General features: G+C 68.4%; 16 protein-coding genes. 5 read left to right on the top strand and 11 right to left on the bottom strand.

Annotation, left to right across the window (positions count from 1 at the left end; translation table 11 throughout):
* A partial coding sequence (locus ACE026_RS11070) for a TolB family protein (RefSeq protein WP_486039038.1) occupies nucleotides 1-457 on the bottom strand: 457 nt, incomplete at its 3' end.
* A 53-nt stretch (nucleotides 458-510) separates the two neighbouring features.
* On the opposite strand from ACE026_RS11070, the gene aroE reads away from it, so the two are divergent.
* The 3 genes from aroE to dinG all read left to right on the top strand — a co-directional run bounded on the left by aroE (nucleotide 511) and on the right by dinG (nucleotide 3,973).
* Nucleotides 511-1,356, top strand: a complete 846-nt coding sequence (gene aroE / locus ACE026_RS11065; protein WP_486039037.1) for a shikimate dehydrogenase — start codon at nucleotides 511-513, stop codon at nucleotides 1,354-1,356.
* 10 nt (nucleotides 1,357-1,366) lie between these two features.
* A complete protein-coding gene (locus ACE026_RS11060; protein ID WP_123729883.1) occupies nucleotides 1,367-1,729 on the top strand; it encodes a hypothetical protein in 363 nt (120 codons plus the stop codon).
* 141 nt (nucleotides 1,730-1,870) lie between these two features.
* Nucleotides 1,871-3,973, top strand: coding sequence for an ATP-dependent DNA helicase DinG (gene dinG / locus ACE026_RS11055; RefSeq protein ID WP_486039036.1), 2,103 nt, complete (start codon nucleotides 1,871-1,873; stop codon nucleotides 3,971-3,973).
* 25 nt (nucleotides 3,974-3,998) lie between these two features.
* On the opposite strand, the gene ACE026_RS11050 is transcribed toward dinG, so the two are convergent.
* Together ACE026_RS11050 and ilvD are read right to left on the bottom strand one after the other, a co-directional pair.
* On the bottom strand, nucleotides 3,999-4,628 hold the full coding sequence (locus ACE026_RS11050; protein ID WP_486039142.1) for a hypothetical protein: 630 nt from the start codon (nucleotides 4,626-4,628) through the stop codon (nucleotides 3,999-4,001).
* 82 nt (nucleotides 4,629-4,710) lie between these two features.
* On the bottom strand, nucleotides 4,711-6,549 hold the full coding sequence (gene ilvD / locus ACE026_RS11045) for a dihydroxy-acid dehydratase (protein WP_486039035.1): 1,839 nt from the start codon (nucleotides 6,547-6,549) through the stop codon (nucleotides 4,711-4,713).
* A gap of 213 nt (nucleotides 6,550-6,762) precedes the next feature.
* On the opposite strand from ilvD, the gene ACE026_RS11040 reads away from it, so the two are divergent.
* Both ACE026_RS11040 and ACE026_RS11035 read left to right on the top strand, forming a co-directional pair.
* Entirely contained in the window at nucleotides 6,763-7,326 is a 564-nt protein-coding gene (locus tag ACE026_RS11040) for a DUF1190 domain-containing protein (RefSeq protein ID WP_259262015.1), read from the top strand.
* A gap of 3 nt (nucleotides 7,327-7,329) precedes the next feature.
* On the top strand, nucleotides 7,330-8,508 hold the full coding sequence (locus tag ACE026_RS11035; protein ID WP_486039034.1) for a glutathionylspermidine synthase family protein: 1,179 nt from the start codon (nucleotides 7,330-7,332) through the stop codon (nucleotides 8,506-8,508).
* Between the two features lie 3 nt (nucleotides 8,509-8,511).
* Here the strand turns inward: ACE026_RS11035 and ACE026_RS11030 are convergent, their stop codons facing one another.
* From ACE026_RS11030 to mnmG, 8 genes are all read right to left on the bottom strand, one after another.
* Nucleotides 8,512-9,810 (bottom strand): DUF58 domain-containing protein, encoded by a 1,299-nt coding sequence (locus ACE026_RS11030; protein ID WP_486039033.1) that lies wholly within the window; start codon nucleotides 9,808-9,810, stop codon nucleotides 8,512-8,514.
* Between the two features lie 31 nt (nucleotides 9,811-9,841).
* Nucleotides 9,842-10,849 carry an AAA family ATPase gene (locus ACE026_RS11025; protein WP_486039032.1) on the bottom strand — a complete coding sequence of 336 codons (1,008 nt, stop codon included), beginning with the start codon at nucleotides 10,847-10,849 and terminating at the stop codon, nucleotides 9,842-9,844.
* Nucleotides 10,846-12,024, bottom strand: coding sequence for a DUF4350 domain-containing protein (locus ACE026_RS11020; RefSeq protein WP_486039031.1), 1,179 nt, complete (start codon nucleotides 12,022-12,024; stop codon nucleotides 10,846-10,848). The genes ACE026_RS11025 and ACE026_RS11020 overlap by 4 nt, the downstream gene beginning before the upstream one ends.
* The gene (locus ACE026_RS11015; RefSeq protein ID WP_486039030.1) at nucleotides 12,021-13,700 is read right to left on the bottom strand and encodes a DUF4129 domain-containing protein; all 1,680 of its coding nucleotides are present in this window, start codon (nucleotides 13,698-13,700) and stop codon (nucleotides 12,021-12,023) included. The genes ACE026_RS11020 and ACE026_RS11015 overlap by 4 nt, the downstream gene beginning before the upstream one ends.
* On the bottom strand, nucleotides 13,690-14,682 hold the full coding sequence (locus ACE026_RS11010; RefSeq protein ID WP_486039029.1) for a stage II sporulation protein M: 993 nt from the start codon (nucleotides 14,680-14,682) through the stop codon (nucleotides 13,690-13,692). Before ACE026_RS11010 ends, ACE026_RS11015 begins: the two co-directional genes overlap by 11 nt.
* On the bottom strand, nucleotides 14,679-15,368 hold the full coding sequence (locus tag ACE026_RS11005; RefSeq protein ID WP_486039028.1) for an RDD family protein: 690 nt from the start codon (nucleotides 15,366-15,368) through the stop codon (nucleotides 14,679-14,681). The genes ACE026_RS11010 and ACE026_RS11005 overlap by 4 nt, the downstream gene beginning before the upstream one ends.
* A gap of 153 nt (nucleotides 15,369-15,521) precedes the next feature.
* Nucleotides 15,522-16,052, bottom strand: a complete 531-nt coding sequence (locus ACE026_RS11000; protein ID WP_486039027.1) for a gamma carbonic anhydrase family protein — start codon at nucleotides 16,050-16,052, stop codon at nucleotides 15,522-15,524.
* A gap of 137 nt (nucleotides 16,053-16,189) precedes the next feature.
* Nucleotides 16,190-18,079 (bottom strand): tRNA uridine-5-carboxymethylaminomethyl(34) synthesis enzyme MnmG, encoded by a 1,890-nt coding sequence (mnmG, locus tag ACE026_RS10995; protein ID WP_486039026.1) that lies wholly within the window; start codon nucleotides 18,077-18,079, stop codon nucleotides 16,190-16,192.
* Between the last annotated feature and the right edge of the window lie 310 nt (nucleotides 18,080-18,389).

The raw sequence follows: 18,389 nt of genomic DNA, 5'->3' as shown, positions 1-18,389 counted from the left end.
CATCCGGCCCCCGCGCCGGTGCACGTTCGTCGGCGCGGGTGTTGAGCGCCGGCAGGGCCTGCACGGTCCCGAGGGTGCCGTCGGCGGTCACCGGGGCACGGTATAGATCGAAGCCGCCCTGGCCGCCGCTGCGGTTGGAGGCGAAGTACAGCCAGCGGCCATCGTGGCTGAAGTACGGGTCGCGCTCGTCGTTGGCGCTGTTGAGCGCGAGCGGGGCAGGGTCCTGCCAGCGCCCCTCGCGCAGCACCGCCTGCCACAGGTCCCAACCCCCGTGTCCGCCGGCGCGGTCGCTGGCCCACACGATGCGCTGGCCGTCCGGCGCGATCGTGGCCTGGGCTTCGTTGGCCTTGGTCGAGACCACGCCCATGCCCTCGATGCCGAATTCGGAAAGCGCCATCGCGGCGGGTGTGCAGAGTAAACTGGCGCTCAGCGCGAGCAGAGACAATGGAATGCGCATCATCGCGTCCGTTGGGGTTTGCGTTCCATTCTAGGCCCGGAGCAGGACAACCCATGACCGACCGTTACGCCGTATTCGGCCAGCCCATCGCGCATTCGCAGTCGCCGCACATCCATGCCACGTTCGGCCGGCAGGAAGGCCTGGCGCTGGACTACCGCGCGATCGAGGCATCGCCGGGCGAGTTCCTGGCGGCCTTGGAAGCTTTTGCCGCCGAGGGTGGCGTGGGCGCCAACATCACCGCGCCACACAAAGAAGCCACCTTCGCGCTGTGCACCACGCTGACCTCGCGCGCGCGCCGCGCCGGTGCGGTCAACACGCTGCTGCGCAAGGGCGACCGCTGGCATGGCGATACCACCGATGGCATCGGCCTGGTCCGGGATCTCACCGACCGCCACGGCCTGGACCTGCGTGGCCGCCGCACCCTGCTGATCGGCGCCGGTGGCTCGGCCCGCAGCGTGGCCCCGGCCCTGCTGGATGCCGGCATCCTGGAGCTGGTGGTGGTCAACCGCACCCCGGAGCGCGCCGACGCGCTGATCGATGCGATGGGTGAGCCGGGCCGCGCCATCACCCGCTACTGGGAAGACATCCGCGAGCTGGGCGATTTCGAGCTGATCATCAATGCCACCTCGGCCGGCCGCGACCGCGCCGCGGAGTTCAAGCTGCCGCTGTCGCTGGTCAACAGCATGACCACCGCGGTGGACCTCAATTACGGCGAGGCTGCGATTGCCTTCACCGCCTGGGCGCGCTCGGCCAGTTGCCGCAACATCGTTGATGGCCTGGGCATGCTGGTCGAACAGGCGGCGGAGAGCTTCCTGCAGTGGCACGCCGTGCGCCCGCAGACCGATGCCGTCTATACCGCGCTGCGGACCCAGCTGGCGCCGCTGGCCGGCGAGGACTGAGCCGGTGGACATGGATCTACTGATCTCGATGCTGACCATGGTGGGGGTGCGCCTGCCGGTGCTGATCGCGCTGGCGATCGCCGTGGTCTGGGTGGTGGATACCCCGCGCGGCGCGATCCGCAGCGTGGCCCTGGGCGCACTGGGCGTGATGGCGCTGACCACCCTGGCCGGCCTGGTGCTGAACCTGGTGCCGATGTGGATGGTGCAGCAGGGCAACTACGAGAACCTGCAGCTGATGTCCAAGCTGCTCGGTGCCGGCCACTTCGCACTCAATCTGTTCGAGGCCCTCGCGCTGGTGCTGCTGGTCTGGGCGATGACCCGCGCGCTGCGCGGCCGCGCCGTTCCACCCGCTGCGCCGCTGCCGCCACGCTGAGCGGGTGCAGCCGCCTGTCGTGGCCCACAGTGTTGACGTGGGCCGCGTCACGGATATGAACCGGCGCGGAAAATGGCGCCGGTCACGGCCCCCGGGTCGTGAGAAAATGGGGGCCGTGATCCAGTCAGGCAGTCCCCCGGCGTGACCGAAAAAGTTGAAGCCCCCCGCGCCCTGAACGACGCGCTCAAGGCCGGCATCCGCGATGCCTACGCCAAGCTGCAGGCCAATACGCCCGGCTTCAGCACCCGGCGCTCGCAGAGCCAGATGATCGGCGTGGTGTCGCGTGCGCTCTCGCACAGTGGCGGCGTCGGCGTGGTCGAGGCGCCGACCGGCGTCGGCAAGTCGCTGGGCTACCTGACCGCCGGCGTGCCGATCGCGCTGGCGACCAAGAAGAAACTGGTGATCAGCACCGGCACCGTGGCGCTGCAGTCGCAGCTGGTCGAGCGCGACATCCCCAATTTCCTCAAGGCCACCGGCATCGAAGCCACCGTGGCACTGGCCAAGGGCCGCACCCGCTATCTGTGCACCCGCAACGCGGCCGAAGCGCATGGCGACGGCGCACAGGAAGGCATGTTCGACGACGAACAGCCGTTGTTCGACCGGCCGTTGGCGCCGATCGAGATGGACCTGGCGCAGTCGTTGAGCAAGGCCTTCCTCGAAGGCCGCTGGAACGGTGACCTGGACAACGCGCCGGAAACGATCAGCAACACCCTGCGCTCGCGCATCACCACGCCGGCCTCGGGCTGCGCCGGGCGCAAGTGCGCCTACTCGGCGCAGTGCGCGGTGCTGCGCTCGCGCAACACCGTGCGCGAGGCGCAGATCGTGGTGACCAATCACGCGCTGCTGTTGTCGGCGCTGTCGATCGGGGAGAGCGACAACGGCCAGCCGCTGATCGCCCCGCCGTCGGACATGCTGCTGGTCCTCGACGAAGGCCATCACATCGGCAACGTCGCCATCGACCAAGGCGCGGCCAGCCTCGCGCTGGACGAGATGGCCAAGCGTACCGGCCGCCTGCAGGTGCTGATCGCTGCCTCCTACCGCGCGGTGGACAAGGACAAGCTGGGCAACCTGCTGCCCAACGAGGCCATCGAGGCCGCCGCCAAGGTCAGCAAGCAGCTCAAGGCCTTCCGCGACGTGATCGACCGCAGCTGGCGGCCGGACCCCTCCGCCCAGGAGCCGATGTGGCGCGCCCCGAACGGTCGCCTGCCGGAGATCTGGATGCCGGAGATCGAGGCCATCGCCGACGACACCCGCGCGCTGTTCAACTGGGCGCATGCCGCGCTGACCCAGGTGGCCAAAGGCAAGCCCGAGGATGCCGCGCGCGAACGCCTGCAGCGCAACCTCGGCATGGCGCTGGAGATGATCGAGCAGCAGCACAACCTGTGGACCGGCTGGCGCCGCGAAGACAAGGAGGGCCAGCCGCCGACCGCGCGCTGGATCACCCTCTCGCGCGATGGCGACCTGGTCCTGCATGGCTCGCCGGTGTCAGCCGCGAACGTGCTGCGCAAGCTGCTCTGGGATGAAGTGGACTCGGTGGTGATGACCTCGGCCACGCTCACCGGCGGCGGCGATTTCCAGGCGCTGGCGATCGACAACGGCATTCCGGCCGAGGCCGAGATGGTCTCGCTCGCCTCCCCGTTCGATCTGCCCAACCAGGCCCAGCTGATCGTGCCGGTGTTTCCGGTGACCCCGGATGACAAGGAAGGTCACCCCAAGGAGATCGCCAAGTACCTGGTCAAGGAGCTGGACTGGGACAAGGGCAGCATCGTGCTGTTCACCTCGCGCTGGAAGATGGAAAAGGTGGCCGAACTGATGCCGGCCGCGCAGCGCAAACAGGTGCTGGTGCAGGGCGAAACGGCCAAGCAGAAGATGATCGACGAGCACCTGCGGCGCACCTCGGCCGGGGAGGGCTCGGTATTGTTCGGGCTCAATTCCTTCGGCGAGGGCCTCGATCTGCCCGGCGAAGCCTGCACCACGGTGGTGATCACCCAGGTGCCGTTCGCGGTGCCGACCGACCCGCAGACCTCGACGCTGAGCGAGTGGTTCGAAAGCCGTGGCCTGAACGCCTTCAACCTGATCGCGATCCCGCACGCCCTGCGCACGCTGACCCAGTTCTCCGGCCGGTTGATCCGCACCTCCACCGATACCGGCCGCGTGATCATCCTCGACTCGCGGCTGCTGACCCGTCGCTACGGCAAACGCATCATCGATTCACTGCCGCCGTTCAAGCGGGTGATCGGGTAGCGCCGAATACTTCCTGGCAGCTCGGTCAGGGGGGGCTTGCTTGTGGCGCGGCCGAGGTGTCGGGATGACGGCAGGCCTGATTGGAGTAGGCCTGCCGGTAGCTCTGGCCGAAGCACCGGACAAACGCATCGACCACATCGAGATTGGGCGGCCAGGCGACCTGCATCACCTCGCCGCTCGGCATCGTGAAACTGAAAAATCCGTCCTTGACGTTGGCCTCCCGCGGCACAGGCACGGCTGCCAGCGCCGCGCGGGCGGCGGCCAGGGCCGGCCGGTCCTTCTCGATGAGGGCGATGCTGGCATCCACATACGGATTCCAGCCACCGGCATCGGGTGCGGGTTTATAGGTCTGGCGCATGAGTGCCACCGCCCGCGCATCCTGCCCAGCCTCCGCGCGCAGCTGCGCTTCATGCCAGATCATCGTGCTGTTGCCGGCGGCCTTGGGCTGCGCACGGTAGGCCGCGATGAGATCGGCAGCGGCGAGCTGGCATTCGGCCTTCTCCGCCATCGGTCGCCAGCCGCCTTCCAGATCCTGATCAAACTGCTCCGGGGTCAGCGCCAGCATCGCGGCGCGATCCACGGTGCATTCGTCGGCGAAGGCCGGACATGCGACGGCCGACAAGGCCAGTATCAGCAGGGAACGCGTGCCGTGCATCGTCACATCCTTGTGCAGAGGTCTGAGCGGAGTGTTTGCCCATGCTGCACTCAGGTCAAGCCGGGAGGCCGCGCTGGCGCCGTCAGTCCTCCAGCTTCGCCAGGTCGCGCACCGCACCCTTGTCGGCACTGGTGGCCAGCAACGCATACGCCTTCAGCGCACCGGTGACCTTGCGCGGGCGTGCCTCGCGCGGCTTCCAGCCGAGCGCGTCCTGTTCGGCGCGGCGCGCGGCCAGCGCGGCGTCATCCAGCAGCAGATCGATGCGCCGTGCGGGAATGTCGATGCGGATGCGGTCGCCGTTGCGAACGAGGCCAATGGTGCCGCCCGAGGCCGCTTCCGGCGAGGCATGCCCGATCGACAGGCCCGAGGTGCCGCCGGAGAAACGTCCGTCGGTCAGCAGGGCGCATTGCTTGCCCAGCCCCTTGGATTTCAGATAGCTGGTCGGGTACAGCATTTCCTGCATGCCTGGGCCACCGCGCGGGCCTTCGTAGCGGATCACCACCACATCGCCGGCCACCACTTCATCGGCGAGGATGCCGGCTACGGCGGCGTCCTGGCTCTCGAACACACGCGCGTTGCCTTCGAACACGTGGATGGATTCATCGACGCCGGCGGTCTTCACCACGCAGCCATCGATGGCGAGATTGCCACGCAGCACCGCCAACCCGCCTTCGGCCGAATAGGCGTGCGCGACGGCGCGGATACAGCCCTCGGCACGGTCCACATCCAGCGTCGGCCAGCGCGTGGCCTGGCTGAAAGCGACCTGGGTGGGGATGCCGGCGGGCCCTGCGCGGAAGAAATCGTGGACGTTTTCATCGGTGCTCACCGCGACATCCCAGCGTGCGATCGCCTCGGCCAGGGTGCGGCTGTGCACGGTCGGCACGTGGGTATGCAGCAGGCCACCGCGCGCGAGTTCGCCGAGGATGCCGAACACCCCGCCAGCGCGATGCACGTCCTCCATGTGGTACTTCGGCGTGTTCGGGGCGACCTTGCACAGCTGCGGCACACGCCGCGAGAGTTCGTCGATGGCATGCAGATCGAAGTCCACCTCCGCCTCCTGCGCGGCGGCCAGCAGGTGCAGGATGGTGTTGGTCGAGCCGCCCATGGCGATATCCAGCGTCATCGCGTTCTCGAACGCTTCGCGGGTGGCGATGCCGCGTGGCAATGCACCGGCTTCTTCGCCGCCATACCAGCGATGGCACAGCTCCACGATCAGTCGCCCGGCGCGGCGGAACAGCTGCTCGCGGTCGGCGTGGGTGGCCAGGGTGGAGCCATTGCCGGGCAGCGACAAACCCAGTGCTTCGGTCAGGCAGTTCATCGAGTTGGCGGTAAACATGCCCGAGCACGAGCCGCAGGTGGGGCACGCGCTGCGCTCGTACTCGGCGACCTTCTCGTCGCTGGCGCTTTCATCGGCGGCGATCACCATCGCATCGACCAGGTCCAGCTTGTGCTCGGACAGGCGCGTCTTGCCGGCTTCCATCGGCCCACCGGAGACGAACACCACCGGGATGTTAAGGCGCAGCGCGGCCATCAGCATGCCGGGCGTGATCTTGTCGCAGTTGGAGATGCACACCAGGGCGTCGGCGCAGTGCGCGTTGACCATGTACTCCACCGAGTCGGCGATGATCTCCCGGCTGGGCAGCGAATACAGCATGCCGTCGTGGCCCATGGCGATCCCGTCATCCACCGCGATGGTGTTGAACTCCTTCGCCACGCCGCCGACCTGCTCGATCTCGCGCGCCACGAGCTGGCCCAGGTCCTTGAGGTGCACGTGGCCGGGCACGAACTGGGTGAACGAGTTGGCGACGGCGATGATCGGCTTGTGGAAGTCGCCGTCGGTCATGCCGGTGGCGCGCCACAGGGCGCGTGCGCCGGCCATGTTGCGGCCGGCGGTGGAGGTGCGGGAGCGGTATTCAGGCATGGTGGCTGGCAGGATCTGGCGGGCCGTGGGGGCGCGTTTCAGCTCGATTCTGCCGAAAAATTCCGGTTGCGTTTGCAACCACCTTCGCCGCTGCCGCGGCCCCGCCCAGAGCGAATGCTGAAACGCTGTTCATGTTTTGGACTTTGCCGGTTTTGGTTGTTCGCCCCGATCAGGCATGATTGGGGAGATAACCGTACTAGGGGGCATGACGCCATGAAACGTTCCAGGACCACTGCGCTGCTGTTGATGAGCGCTGCGCCGCTGCTGTTCACCGCCTGCCAGAAGAACGAGGCCGTGCAGGTGCAGGAAGGGCTCTACACCTCGGTACAGGCCTGCACCGAAGCCACCGGCGATCCGTCCAGCTGCCGCACCGCGTTTGCCGAAGCGCAGAAGCAGTCGGCCGATGCGGCCCCCAAGTACGCCACGCGTGAAGCCTGTGAGGCCGAATACAACGCCGAGCAGTGCGTGGAACAGAAGACCTCCACCGGCCATTCGTTCATCGGCCCGATGATGATGGGCTTCTTCATGTCGCAGATGCTGAGCAACCGTGGCGGCGCAGGCCTGGCCCAGCAGCCGGCAGCGAGCCCGGCTTACCAGGACAAGGCCAAGGGCTGGGCACGCCCGGGTCCGTCCACCGGTGGCATGAACACGGCCAGCGGCATCGGCGCTGGCAAGGCCGGCCTGGCGCCGGTCAACGCCACCCCGAACCGGGCGGTCACCGCCAGCCGCGGCGGCTTCGGCAACACCAGCAGCAACCGCAGCAGCGTCGGCGGCTGATCGATGCAGCGCGTGCGTATCGCCGAGCGCAGCCAATGGCGCGCTCGGGCCGAAGAATCCGGGTTCCGTTTCCACACCATCGATGGCCTGCCGTACTGGGATGAAACCGCGTACTACGCCTTCACCCTGCGCCAGATCGAACAGGACATCGAAGATCCCAGCGCCGAGCTGCATGCGATGGCGATGGATCTGGTGGACGAGGTGGTGGGCAGCCAGCAGTTGATGGACCAGCTGGCGATCCCGCCGCAGTTCCGCGACTGGATCGCTGACAGCTGGCGCCGCCGCGAGCCGCACCTGTATGGGCGGCTGGATTTCGCCTACGACGGCACCGGCCCGGCCAAACTCTACGAGCTGAATTACGACACGCCCACCTCGCTGTTCGAGGCCTCGTTCTTCCAGTGGCAGTGGCTGGAAGACCAGCGCAACCAGAACCGGCTCCCGCCGCATGCCGATCAGTTCAATGCGATCCATGAGGCGCTGGTCGAACGCTTCGGTGAGCTGGCCGCCCAGTTGCCGCCGCCGCTGTATTTCAGCGCGGTCGGTGCCTCGGAAGAAGACCAGGGCACCGTCGCCTACCTGCGCGACTGTGCGGCCCAGGCAGGCCTGCGTGGCGACGCGATCGCGATCGAGGATATCGGCCTGTCCGAGGACGGGCGCTTCACCGCGCTCGACGACACCGTGATCGGCAGCCTGTTCAAGCTGTATCCGCTGGAAGACCTGATGACCGAGTCGTTCGGCCAGGCGCTGCCCGCCTCCGGCGTGCAGCTGCTGGAACCGGCGTGGAAGGCGATCCTCAGCAACAAGGGCGTGCTGCCGCTGCTGTGGCAGCGTCACCGTGGCCACCCGAACCTGCTCGCTGCCGAGTTCGACGATGGCAGCGAGCTGCCGCGCGGCTGGGTGCGCAAGCCGTTGTTCTCACGCGAGGGCGCCAATGTGGCCATGCACCTGGCCGATGGCAGTTGGCAGGAAAGCGAAGGCCCGTACACCGGCCCGGCGATCCGCCAGGCCGCGCATCCGCTTACCGCGTTCGATGGCGGTTATCCGCTGATCGGCAGCTGGGTGGTAGGTGATCAGGCCTGTGGCATGGGTATCCGCGAAGACAACAGCCGGATCACCCGCGACAGCGCCCGCTTCGTACCGCACGCGATCATCGACGAAGCACCGACGCGTATCTATCTCTGATCGTTACAACAACCCATCCCGCTTGACTGCCAGATAGCGCTCCACCAGCGCCCCGGGCAGTGCTTCGGCGGTGACATCCAGCACCATCACCCGGTGGCTGCGCAGCGCGTCATGTGCGTCGCTGCGCTGCTGCAGGTAACGCGCGATCGCACCGGCCTGGGCAGCGTCCTGCAGGGTCTCCACCGGCTGGGCCAGCGCATCATCCAGCGCGCGTTCGCGCAGGCTGGCCACGCACACCAGGTGCTGGCGTTGCAGCAGGCGCACCGCCGCAAGCAGGTCTTCGATGTCCTCATCGCGCACGTTGGTGACCAGCATCACCAGCGAGCGGCGGCGCTGACGCAGTGACAGTTCGGTGGCCGCGGCGAGGTAATCGGTGGCGACCGGCTGCGCCTGCAGATCGTAGCTGGCGCGCAGCAGGGTATCGATGGTGCCCATGCCGCGTTTCGGCGCGACCCAGCGGCTCTCGCCCCCGGCTGCGAAGAGGCCCGCACCGTCGCCTTGGCGCAGCGCGAGGTAGGACACCACCAGCGCCGCATTGAGCACATGATCGAAGTGCGACAGCCCGCCTTCGCTGGCCATCATGCGCCGGCCGGTGTCGATCATCAGCACCAGTTGCTGGTTCTTCTCGTCCTGGTACTCGCGCGAGATCAGCTTGCGCGCACGCGCCGTCGCCTTCCAGTCGATCTGGCGCAGACTGTCGCCCACGCGGTACTCGCGCATCTGGTGGAAATCGGTGCCTTCGCCGCGGCGGCGCTTGAGGTGCGCGCCGACCAGACGCGAGGCCTGTTCGGCACTGAACAGCGCAAAGCGCGTCAGCGGGGCGAAGTTGGGGTAGACGCGCACCGTCATCGCCGGCGGCAGTTGCCGCCGCTGATGCCACAGCCGCCAGGCGCTGTGCATGCGCAGGTGCACGCCGTCGAATACGAAGCGGCCACGCGCGGTCGGGGTCAGCCGGTACGCCACACTGCTGGTCACCATCGGCTTGAGCGCCAGTGACCGCGGCAGGCCCTGCAGGCTCCAGCCACCGGGCACCAGATCGAACACGTCCACGCGCTGGTGCCGGCTCGATTCCAGCCGCAGCGTCGCCTCACGTTCGACATTCAGTGCCAGCGACTCTGGCAGCTCGCGGTGCACACTCGGCGAGGGTTGGCGACGCAGGCGCAGCAGGTCCACCAGCGCAATCAGCGCCACGCCACCACCGATCGCCCACCAGACCGCGTGCGGCCATGCGCCGATCACCACCGGCACGCCGAGCAGGCCCCAGCCGGCCAGCAATGCCAGCAGTAGTGCGCCCGGCCTCATGCCGGTCGCTCGCGATGGAGGACGCACCCACTCATTTGCGCGGTGCGTCCACCTTGGCCAGCAGCGCGGTCAGCGCATCGTCGGCGCTCTGTCCTTCGATCTGCAGTTCCGGCGCCAGGGCGATACGGTGGCGCAGGGCGGGCTTGGCGATATCGCGCACGTCATCGGGGGTGACGAAATCACGACCGGACAGCACGGCCTGCGCACGCGCCGCACGCACCAGCGCGATGCTCCCGCGCGGGCCGGCACCCAGCGCGATACCCGGCCATTGCCGCGTGGCGGCGACGATCCGTACCGCGTAGTCGATCACTTCCGGGTCGACCGTGATTGCCGCGGTCGCCTGCTGCAATGCGACCACCTCGGCCGCGTTCAGCACGCGTGGCACCTGCGACAGATCGAAATCGGCAGCGCTGCGGCCGGTTGTGATCGCATCGACCATGCGCTTCTCATCGTCCAGCGTCGGGTAATCGATCAGCACCTTCAGCAGGAAACGGTCCAGCTGCGCTTCGGGCAGCGGGTAGGTGCCTTCCTGCTCGACCGGGTTCTGCGTGGCCAGGGTCAGGAACGGCGGGGTCAGCGCGAACGCCTTGCCCTCGATGGTCACCTGGCCTTCCTGCATCACTTCCAGCAGAGCCGACTGGGTCTTGGCCGGGGCGCGATTGATTTCATCGGCGAGCAGCAGGTTGGTGAACACCGGGCCGCGGCGGATCTTGAAGCTCTCCGTCTTCGGGTCGTACACCGCATGGCCGCTGACATCGCTGGGCATCAGGTCCGGGGTGAACTGCACGCGGCCGTAATCCAGCTCCAGCGCCTGGGCGAGCGCGCGCACCAGCAGGGTCTTGCCCAGCCCGGGCACGCCTTCAATCAGCACGTGGCCGCCGGCCAGCAGCGCGATCAGGATCTGGTCGAGGACCTCGGGCTGGCCGATGAAGGCGCGGCCCACGGCCTCGCGCACGGCATCGACGCGCTCGGACAACGGCGCCGGCGATGGCGTCACGACGGGAGGGGACAGCGGCGGCGGAAGCGTCGGCTCGGTCATAGCAGGTTTCTCATCTGGATCAGCAGGCGGATGCGGTCGCGCAGGCCGGCGACGTCGTGGGAGGCGGGTGGGGTCAAGGCGGTCTGCACGCGCTCGTGCGACCACTGCAGCAGGGTGGCGACGGCGTGTACCCGAGCCTCGCCGCTCAGTGCGGCCGCACTCGGCGAACGCCGCCGCAGACGCGCCAGGAACGCGCGGCGGACCGCGTCATACAACAGCGGTGCCTTGCCGAAGCGCAGCAGGTGTTCGCCGCTGGCGCGGATGTGTTCGAGCAGCGAGCGCCGTTCCGCGGCAGGCGAGGGCAGTTCACTGCCCAGGCGCTGCGCGCGCTGCCAGAGCCAGCCGAGCAGGGCCAGCAGCAACGGTGCCCACACCGGCCAGCCGAGGTAGAACACGCGGTTCCACAACGATGGCGGGCGCGAAGCGTAGACCAGCCACATCGTGCCCTTCCCATAGTTGGGCGCCAGCACGTACCGGGTGAGATCGCGGTGGGCTTTGTCGTGCAGCCCATCAACGAGGGCGTTGGCAGCGTTCGGCGCGGCGATCGGGTTGGGCCGGCCCTTGCCCTGCATGAAGGCCATGTCGGCCAGCACATCGATGCGCCCCTGGCCGTGGCGCAGGCGGGCGAAGACCAGATTGGCCGCGTTGCCCCACTCGCGCTCGAGCCCCATGCCCGCGGGTGGCTCCACCGCGAAGCGGCGGCCAGTGCAGAACTCCACATGCTGTGGGTCATCGCGCACGTGGAACGGCTGGCAATCACTCCGGTGGTCCGCGCTGTCCACGCCGAGCGCATCCAGCAGCGGGCCATTGCGCGCGGTGTCCTTGGCCACCGGTGGCGTGCGCACGATCAGGTGCCCACCACGTTCCACCCAGGCCATCAGCGTTGCCACGGCGGGTGCGGGCACTTCCGCGCTGTCCTGCAGCAGCACCAGGGTATCGCCCGGTTCCAGCGGCATCCGGGGGAGGTCCAGGCGTGGGCGCGACTGCACGGTCAGCCCCTCTGCACGCAGCGCCTGGCCGAGTACGTACAGCGGGTTGTAGCTGGCTTCGCCCTGTGGCGGCAGCCGCTCGACCTGGGTCACCCGCTCGTGCGTACGCAGGAACAGGATCGCCAGCGGCACGCCGACTACCAGCAGGCCAAGGACGATCAGCAGCCAGCGCAGACGGACGCTCACGCGCGCCACCCGAACTGGGCCTGCAGAATCGCCGCCAGCGCATCGAAGTCATCATCGCTGGGCAGTCGGCCGGCATACGCGGCGTACTGCCAGACCCGCACGATGCGCGCGAACAGGCTGCGGTCGGCCTCGACCGGCATCCGACGCGAGGCACGCAGGCACTGCGCTTCGGTGGCACCGGGGGGCAGGCTGATCCCGGCGCGCTCGCTCATCGATTCCACACTGGCGCGGTACAGCAGCGCCAGCGCCTGGCGGGGGCGGCCTTGCTGCCACAGGGCACGCGCACGCGACGCCGGATCGGGCGGCACCACGTCCGGTATCCGGATCGGTTCTTCCACGACCGCCGCGGCCTTCGCACGACGGCGCTGCCCGGAGCCGCGCAGCCAAGGCAGCCAGCGCGGTGCGGTGGCCAGCAGCAGCAACACCAGGACCCCGACCACCGCCCACAGCGACCATTCGGCGATCCGGGCCGGCAACAGCGGCCCCTTGTTGCCGCGTTGGCCATTGGCCTTGGCCGCGGCCTCACGTTTCGCCTTCTCCGCCTCGGTTGCATCGCTCTCGATGCGCGTCCACTCGGTGACCTCACGGGTCGGACTCTGCAGCGGGTCTTCATACGCGCGCTGCACGGCCTGGCGGAAGCCAGCCGTATCCACCGCTTCAGCGCCAAAGATGATCGGGGGCGTGTTGTCCGGATCGTTGTCGTACGTCCGCGGCGGGTCATCGGCGTCATCGTCTTCGCCACCGTCGGTATCCGCGTCCGCGTCCGAAGCCGCATCGGCGTCTTGCGCAGGCGGCGGAGCGTCATCGGCCGGTGTCGGCAACGCACTCTTGGTGTTCGACTGCGCCGGTGCCTGTTGGGCGTGCAGTGCCGCGCCGGGCCAGACCAGCACAAGGGCCAGCACCAGCAGTGGCGCAGCGCGCTGCAATCGTGCCTGCAGGCGCCGGAAGGCGATCTCCAGATCCCACGCTTCCATCTGCGTACGCCGGTCCAGATACAGGCCGAAGCCGGCACCGACATAGAACGGCCCGATCAGCGTGGCGGCCAACCAGAACAGCAGGTTCACGCCCAGCTGCATCCACGCCGGCATGTCCTGCTTGGCCAGCTCCCACGCCGCGCGCCACGAGTCGGACAGCAGATCCACCGGGATGAACAGGAACACCGCGGCGATGCCGCCGACCACCAGCACGATCTCGAAGACCATGCACAACAGCGTCAGCAGTACGGCATGGCCCATCGCGCCACCGGCGATGGCGCGCCGACGTTGGCGACGATGCGCGGCGTCGGTGCCCTCAAGCAGATTCACCGGCAGCAGCACCGATCGCAGCGGACTCAGGCGCCGCCAGCCCAGATACCCCCAGAAGCCCTCCCAGCCCCACGTGCGCTGCGCGCGCACTGTCTGCGCGGTGGTGGATGCATCGCCGAACACCCCGCGCGAGATCACGTACAACGCGATGCGCTCGAACAACGGCTTGAGCCACCACATCGCCAACCAGGCCCAGCCGAAACTGTCGGTCCACCAGGCCAGCGCGTTGAGCAGCACGAACACCGGCAGCGACACGATCACCCACGGTGCCCAGATCGCCGCCGCATGCCGGCGCACCAGGGCCATGCCCAGCTCCATGGCTTCCCAGCCGGAGCGTGCGCGCAGGACGACGTTGAGCCGGTCAATCTGCATCGGCTGCCCCACGTCCGCCACGCCACAACCACACCAGCACGGTGGTCCACAGCACGGCAGCTACGCTGTATTTGCCCCACGCCGGAATCGCCGCGATCGAGGACCAGAACGCTTCGATGAAGGCGGCGATCAGCAACATCGCCGCGACCCCAACGCACAGCTTGGCCCCGATCACACCGCCCTCGACCAGCGCATCGATGCGCCGCCGGCGGCCGGGCGCGAGCAGTTTCATGCCCAGCTGCAGGCCCGCCCCGCCGGCGATCACGATCGCGGTCAGTTCGAACGCGCCGTGGCCGGCCACGAAGCGCCAGAACGGATCGCCATGCCCGATGTGCTGCAGATGGCCGGCGACCGATCCGATGCCGACGCCGTTGAACAGCATCACCAACACGGTGCCCACGCCGGCAATCAGCCCGAAGGCGAACGTGCGCAGGCCGATGCTGATGTTGTTCATGATGTAGTAGCCGAACATCGTCCAGTTGGTGCCGCTGTCGCGGCCCAGGTTCGGTGAGGCCGGGTCGTACATGCGTTCGAATTCGGCGATGCGCGCGTTGTCCATCAGCAGATGGATCAGCTCGGGGCGCCACAGGATCAGCGCGAAACTGCCCACCAGCGGCACCACGAACAAGGCGGCGGCCACCCACATGCTGCGCGCCTGGCTGCGCACCAGCTGCGGAAAATCGGCGAACAGGAAGGCGAGCGCACGCCGCCACTGCGGGCGCGGCGTGCGGTAGAGCAGGGTGTGGCCCTGCTGCATCAGCTGCTGCAGGCGTGCGACCAGCTGCGGGCTGTAGCCGCGCCGTCGCGCCAGTGCCAGCTGTTGGCACAGGCGGCGGTAGCGCTGCGGGAAATCGCCATCGTCCAGACCCGCGTGGGCCGGCTGCCGGCGCGCCTGCCGCGGGCGCTCACCGCGCTGGGCCAGCCACTCCTCCAGTGCCTGCCATTCGGCCTGGTAGCGGGCGACGAACTGCGCCTGTCTCATCGCCGCCCCAGCAGCCAGTTGGCCATCGCATACAGGCGCAGCACGCCGACCTGGCCGTGGCTGCCGGTGAGTGGCGAGGCGATGTCGGCCAGCTCCTGCTGGCGCGGGACCGACAGCCGCGGCGCGCGCTCGGCGAAGGCGACCACGGCGGCCTGTTCGGCCGGCTGCAGGGGCTGCGGCGGGGGCAGCACGCTGCCGACCGGCACGGTACCCCCCAGCGGCGCTGCGCCCTGGTGGATCACCACGGTGCCGGCGACCAGATCGCCAAGGCGGCGGCCATGCGCATCGAACAGGCTCGACAGCAGTCCCAGTGCATACCCGAACGGCAGCATGTCCACGGTGCGCAGCAGGTTGCGGGTGATCGCGCTCATCCAGCCGATTGGTCCACCATCGCTCGCCACCACGCGCAGGCCCATCGCGCGCTTGCCCAGCGTGCGGCCCCAGCAGGCTTCCTGGACGATGGTGTAGGCCCACATCAGCAGGAACATCAGGCCCAGGTAGAGCCCTTGGCCGAACCCGCCGAGGAAGGCCAGCGGAATGCTCAGCATCATCAGTGCGCCGACCCGGATCACGAAGTCGATCACCCACGCCAGCGCACGCGGCAACGGCCCGGCCACGGGCAGGTGCAGAGGCACGCCTTCGGGAGTGATGACCTCCCGGTAGGTATCCAGCATGGGCGCGCTCATCGGCGGCGCATCACGGTGGATCGTACGGAAGGGCACAGGGGACGCCGGATTCCTCTCCGGTCTGCCAGCGGGGGCATGCGGTTCTCGACTGCTTCCTGGTCGGCTGAGGACTTTACCGCGCACGGATCCCGATGCCCAGCGGGGTGGCCGCAATCAACCCCGGTACTGGTCCTTCAGGCGCACGTAGTGATCGGCCGAGTAATGCAGCGACTCGATCTCCTTGTCGCTGAGCGTGCGTGCCAGCCGTGCCGGGTTGCCCAGCCAGAGCTCACCCTCGCCGACCACCTTGCCCGGGCCAAGCACCGCGCCGGCGCCGAGGAAGCCGTGCGTGCTTACCTGCGCGCCATCCAGGATGCAGGCGCCCATGCCGATCAGGCAGTAATCGCCGATCGTGCAGGCATGGATGATGGTGCCGTGGCCGACGGTGACGCCCTCACCGATGATCGTCGGGTAGCCGCCCTTGTTGAACGGGCTGTGGTGGCTGACGTGGATGATGGTGCCGTCCTGGATGTTGCTGCGCGCACCGATCCGCACATGGTTCACATCGCCGCGGATCACCGTGCCCGGCCACACCGAGACATCATCGCCCAGCACTACATCGCCGATGATCGTGCAGGCCGGATCGATGTAGACGCGCTCGCCGAACACGGGCAGTTTGTCGAGGAAGGGGCGGATCGGGGACATGCGCAAACTCCGGCAACGCAGGGGCTGGGACGCTGCCTGCAGCATTGTCCCGGCCCCCGATGATAGCGCGGGGGCGCCCGCCACCCGTTGAAGGGCGTACACCAGCGGGGTAGAGCCGACCGTTGGTGGTTGCTGTACTACGCGGCGCGGGTGCGGCGCGCGCGTTCCAGATGCACCAGCAGCAGCGAGATCGCCGCCGGGGTCATGCCGGGGATCCGCTGGGCCTGGCCGAGGGTCTGCGGCCGCACGCGCTCGAGCTTCTGCTGCACTTCCGCCGAGAGACCGCGCACGCCGGCGTAATCGAAATCGGCCGCGATCGCGGTGTTCTCGTGGCGCTGCTGGCGTTCGATCTCGTCGCGCTGGCGGTCCAGGTAGCCGGCGTACTTCACGCCGATCTCGACCTGTTCGGCGACCTTGGCATCGGCCACGGCCGGGCCAAGCGACGGCACCTGCATGAGCGTGGCGTAGTCCAGTTCCGGGCGCTTGATCAGATCCAGCACATTGGTTTCGCGGCTGACCGCCACGCCCAGCGTGGCCTCCACTTCGCGGCCCAGCGCATTGCCCGGCGTGGCCCACAGCGCACGCAGCCGTGCGGTTTCCTGCGTCACCGCGTCCTGCTTGGTCTGGAAGGCCGCCCAGCGGCGCTCGTCGACCAGGCCCAGCTCGCGGCCGAGGCCGGTCAGGCGCACATCGGCGTTGTCCTCGCGCAGCTGCAACCGGTATTCGGCGCGGCTGGTGAACATGCGATACGGCTCGTTGGTGCCGTGGGTGATCAGGTCGTCGACCAGGACACCCAGGTAGGCCTCATCGCGGCGCGGGCACCAGCCGGCGTCGTCACGGGTGAAGCGCGCGGCGTTGAGCCCGGCCAGCAGGCCCTGCGCGGCGGCTTCTTCATAGCCGGTGGTGCCGTTGATCTGGCCCGCGAAGAACAAGCCGCTGACGGTCTTGGTCTCCAGCGTGTTCTTCAGCCCGCGCGGATCGAAGAAGTCGTATTCGATCGCGTAGCCGGGGCGGGTGATGTGCGCGTTCTCGAAGCCGCGCATGCTGCGCACCAGTTCCAGCTGCACATCGAAGGGCAGCGAGGTGGAGATGCCGTTGGGGTAGATTTCGACCACATCCAGCCCTTCGGGCTCGACGAAGATCTGGTGGCTGGCCTTTTCCGCGAAACGCACCACCTTGTCCTCGATGGAGGGGCAGTAGCGCGGGCCGATGCCTTCGATCTGGCCGCTGTACAGCGGCGAGCGGTGCAGAGCGTTGCGGATGATCTCGTGGGTGCGCTCGCTGGTGTGGGTGATCCAGCAGCTGACCTGCGCCGGGTGCTCGGCCGCGCTGCCGAGGAAGGACATCACCGGGCGCGGATCGTCGCCGGGCTGTTCTTCCATGAGGCTGTAGTCCAGCGAGCGGCCATCGATACGCGGCGGCGTGCCGGTCTTGAGGCGGTCGATCACGAACGGGCGCTCGCGCAGGCGTGCGGCCAGCGTCGTCGCCGGCGGGTCGCCCATGCGACCGGCGGCGTACTGCGTTTCACCGACGTGGATCTTGCCCGCCAAGAAGGTGCCGGCGGTGAGCACCACCGCGGCCGCGCTGAAGCGCAGCCCGGTCTGGGTGATCGCACCGCGCACGGCATCGCCTTCGATGATCAGGTCATCGACCGCCGCTTGGAATACCGTCAGGTTGGGCTGGGCTTCGACGATCTGGCGGATCGCCATCCGGTACAGATTGCGGTCGGCCTGGCAGCGCGTGGCGCGCACGGCCGGGCCTTTGGAGGCATTGAGCGTGCGCCACTGGATGCCGGCGCGGTCGGCGGCATGCGCCATCGCGCCGCCCAGGGCATCGATCTCCTTGACCAGATGGCCCTTGCCGATGCCGCCGATCGCCGGGTTGCAGCTCATCGCGCCGATCGTTTCCACGTTGTGGGTCAGCAGCAGGGTGCGCGCACCGCTGCGCGCGGCCGCCAGCGCGGCCTCGGTGCCGGCGTGGCCGCCGCCGATGACGATCACGTCGTAGCGGTAGAAGGTGTCAGTCATGGCGGAGAAACTCGGGACGGGGCCGGGCGGCCCGGATCAGCCCTGGAGGCAGGGCGCGGGTGGCGATTTTAGCGCCATTCGTCGGGGGCCATGAAATCCACCCTCAAGTTGGCACGTTTTCTGCAGATAACCCAATAGCACCCAGGATGGCATGCGCCTTGTGCGTAACGGACCGGAATTGGAACAGGGGCCGGTCCAAGCGCATCGTGGGGAAGCAGAGGGGCCGGTAGTCGGGGGACTGCCGGCCCTGTTTTTTTGCCGGCCCGCGGCGGCTGCCTGGGCGCCAGATACAAAAGGCCCCCCCCTTGGC

This window comes from Stenotrophomonas sp. AGC87 (genome assembly GCF_057333975.1).
Note: the sequence above shows the minus strand (reverse complement) of the source record. Positions and strands in the feature narration are given on the sequence as shown.

Coding starts and splice junctions, on each gene's coding strand:
- aroE (WP_486039037.1), top strand. CDS start 511: ATGACCGACCGTTACGCCGTATTCGGCCAGCCCATCGCGCATTCGCAG.
- ACE026_RS11060 (WP_123729883.1), top strand. CDS start 1,367: ATGGATCTACTGATCTCGATGCTGACCATGGTGGGGGTGCGCCTGCCG.
- ACE026_RS11050 (WP_486039142.1), bottom strand. CDS start 4,628: ATGCACGGCACGCGTTCCCTGCTGATACTGGCCTTGTCGGCCGTCGCA.
- ilvD (WP_486039035.1), bottom strand. CDS start 6,549: ATGCCTGAATACCGCTCCCGCACCTCCACCGCCGGCCGCAACATGGCC.
- ACE026_RS11040 (WP_259262015.1), top strand. CDS start 6,763: ATGAAACGTTCCAGGACCACTGCGCTGCTGTTGATGAGCGCTGCGCCG.
- ACE026_RS11035 (WP_486039034.1), top strand. CDS start 7,330: ATGCAGCGCGTGCGTATCGCCGAGCGCAGCCAATGGCGCGCTCGGGCC.
- ACE026_RS11030 (WP_486039033.1), bottom strand. CDS start 9,810: ATGAGGCCGGGCGCACTACTGCTGGCATTGCTGGCCGGCTGGGGCCTG.
- ACE026_RS11025 (WP_486039032.1), bottom strand. CDS start 10,849: ATGACCGAGCCGACGCTTCCGCCGCCGCTGTCCCCTCCCGTCGTGACG.
- ACE026_RS11015 (WP_486039030.1), bottom strand. CDS start 13,700: ATGCAGATTGACCGGCTCAACGTCGTCCTGCGCGCACGCTCCGGCTGG.
- ACE026_RS11010 (WP_486039029.1), bottom strand. CDS start 14,682: ATGAGACAGGCGCAGTTCGTCGCCCGCTACCAGGCCGAATGGCAGGCA.
- ACE026_RS11005 (WP_486039028.1), bottom strand. CDS start 15,368: ATGAGCGCGCCCATGCTGGATACCTACCGGGAGGTCATCACTCCCGAA.
- ACE026_RS11000 (WP_486039027.1), bottom strand. CDS start 16,052: ATGTCCCCGATCCGCCCCTTCCTCGACAAACTGCCCGTGTTCGGCGAG.
- mnmG (WP_486039026.1), bottom strand. CDS start 18,079: ATGACTGACACCTTCTACCGCTACGACGTGATCGTCATCGGCGGCGGC.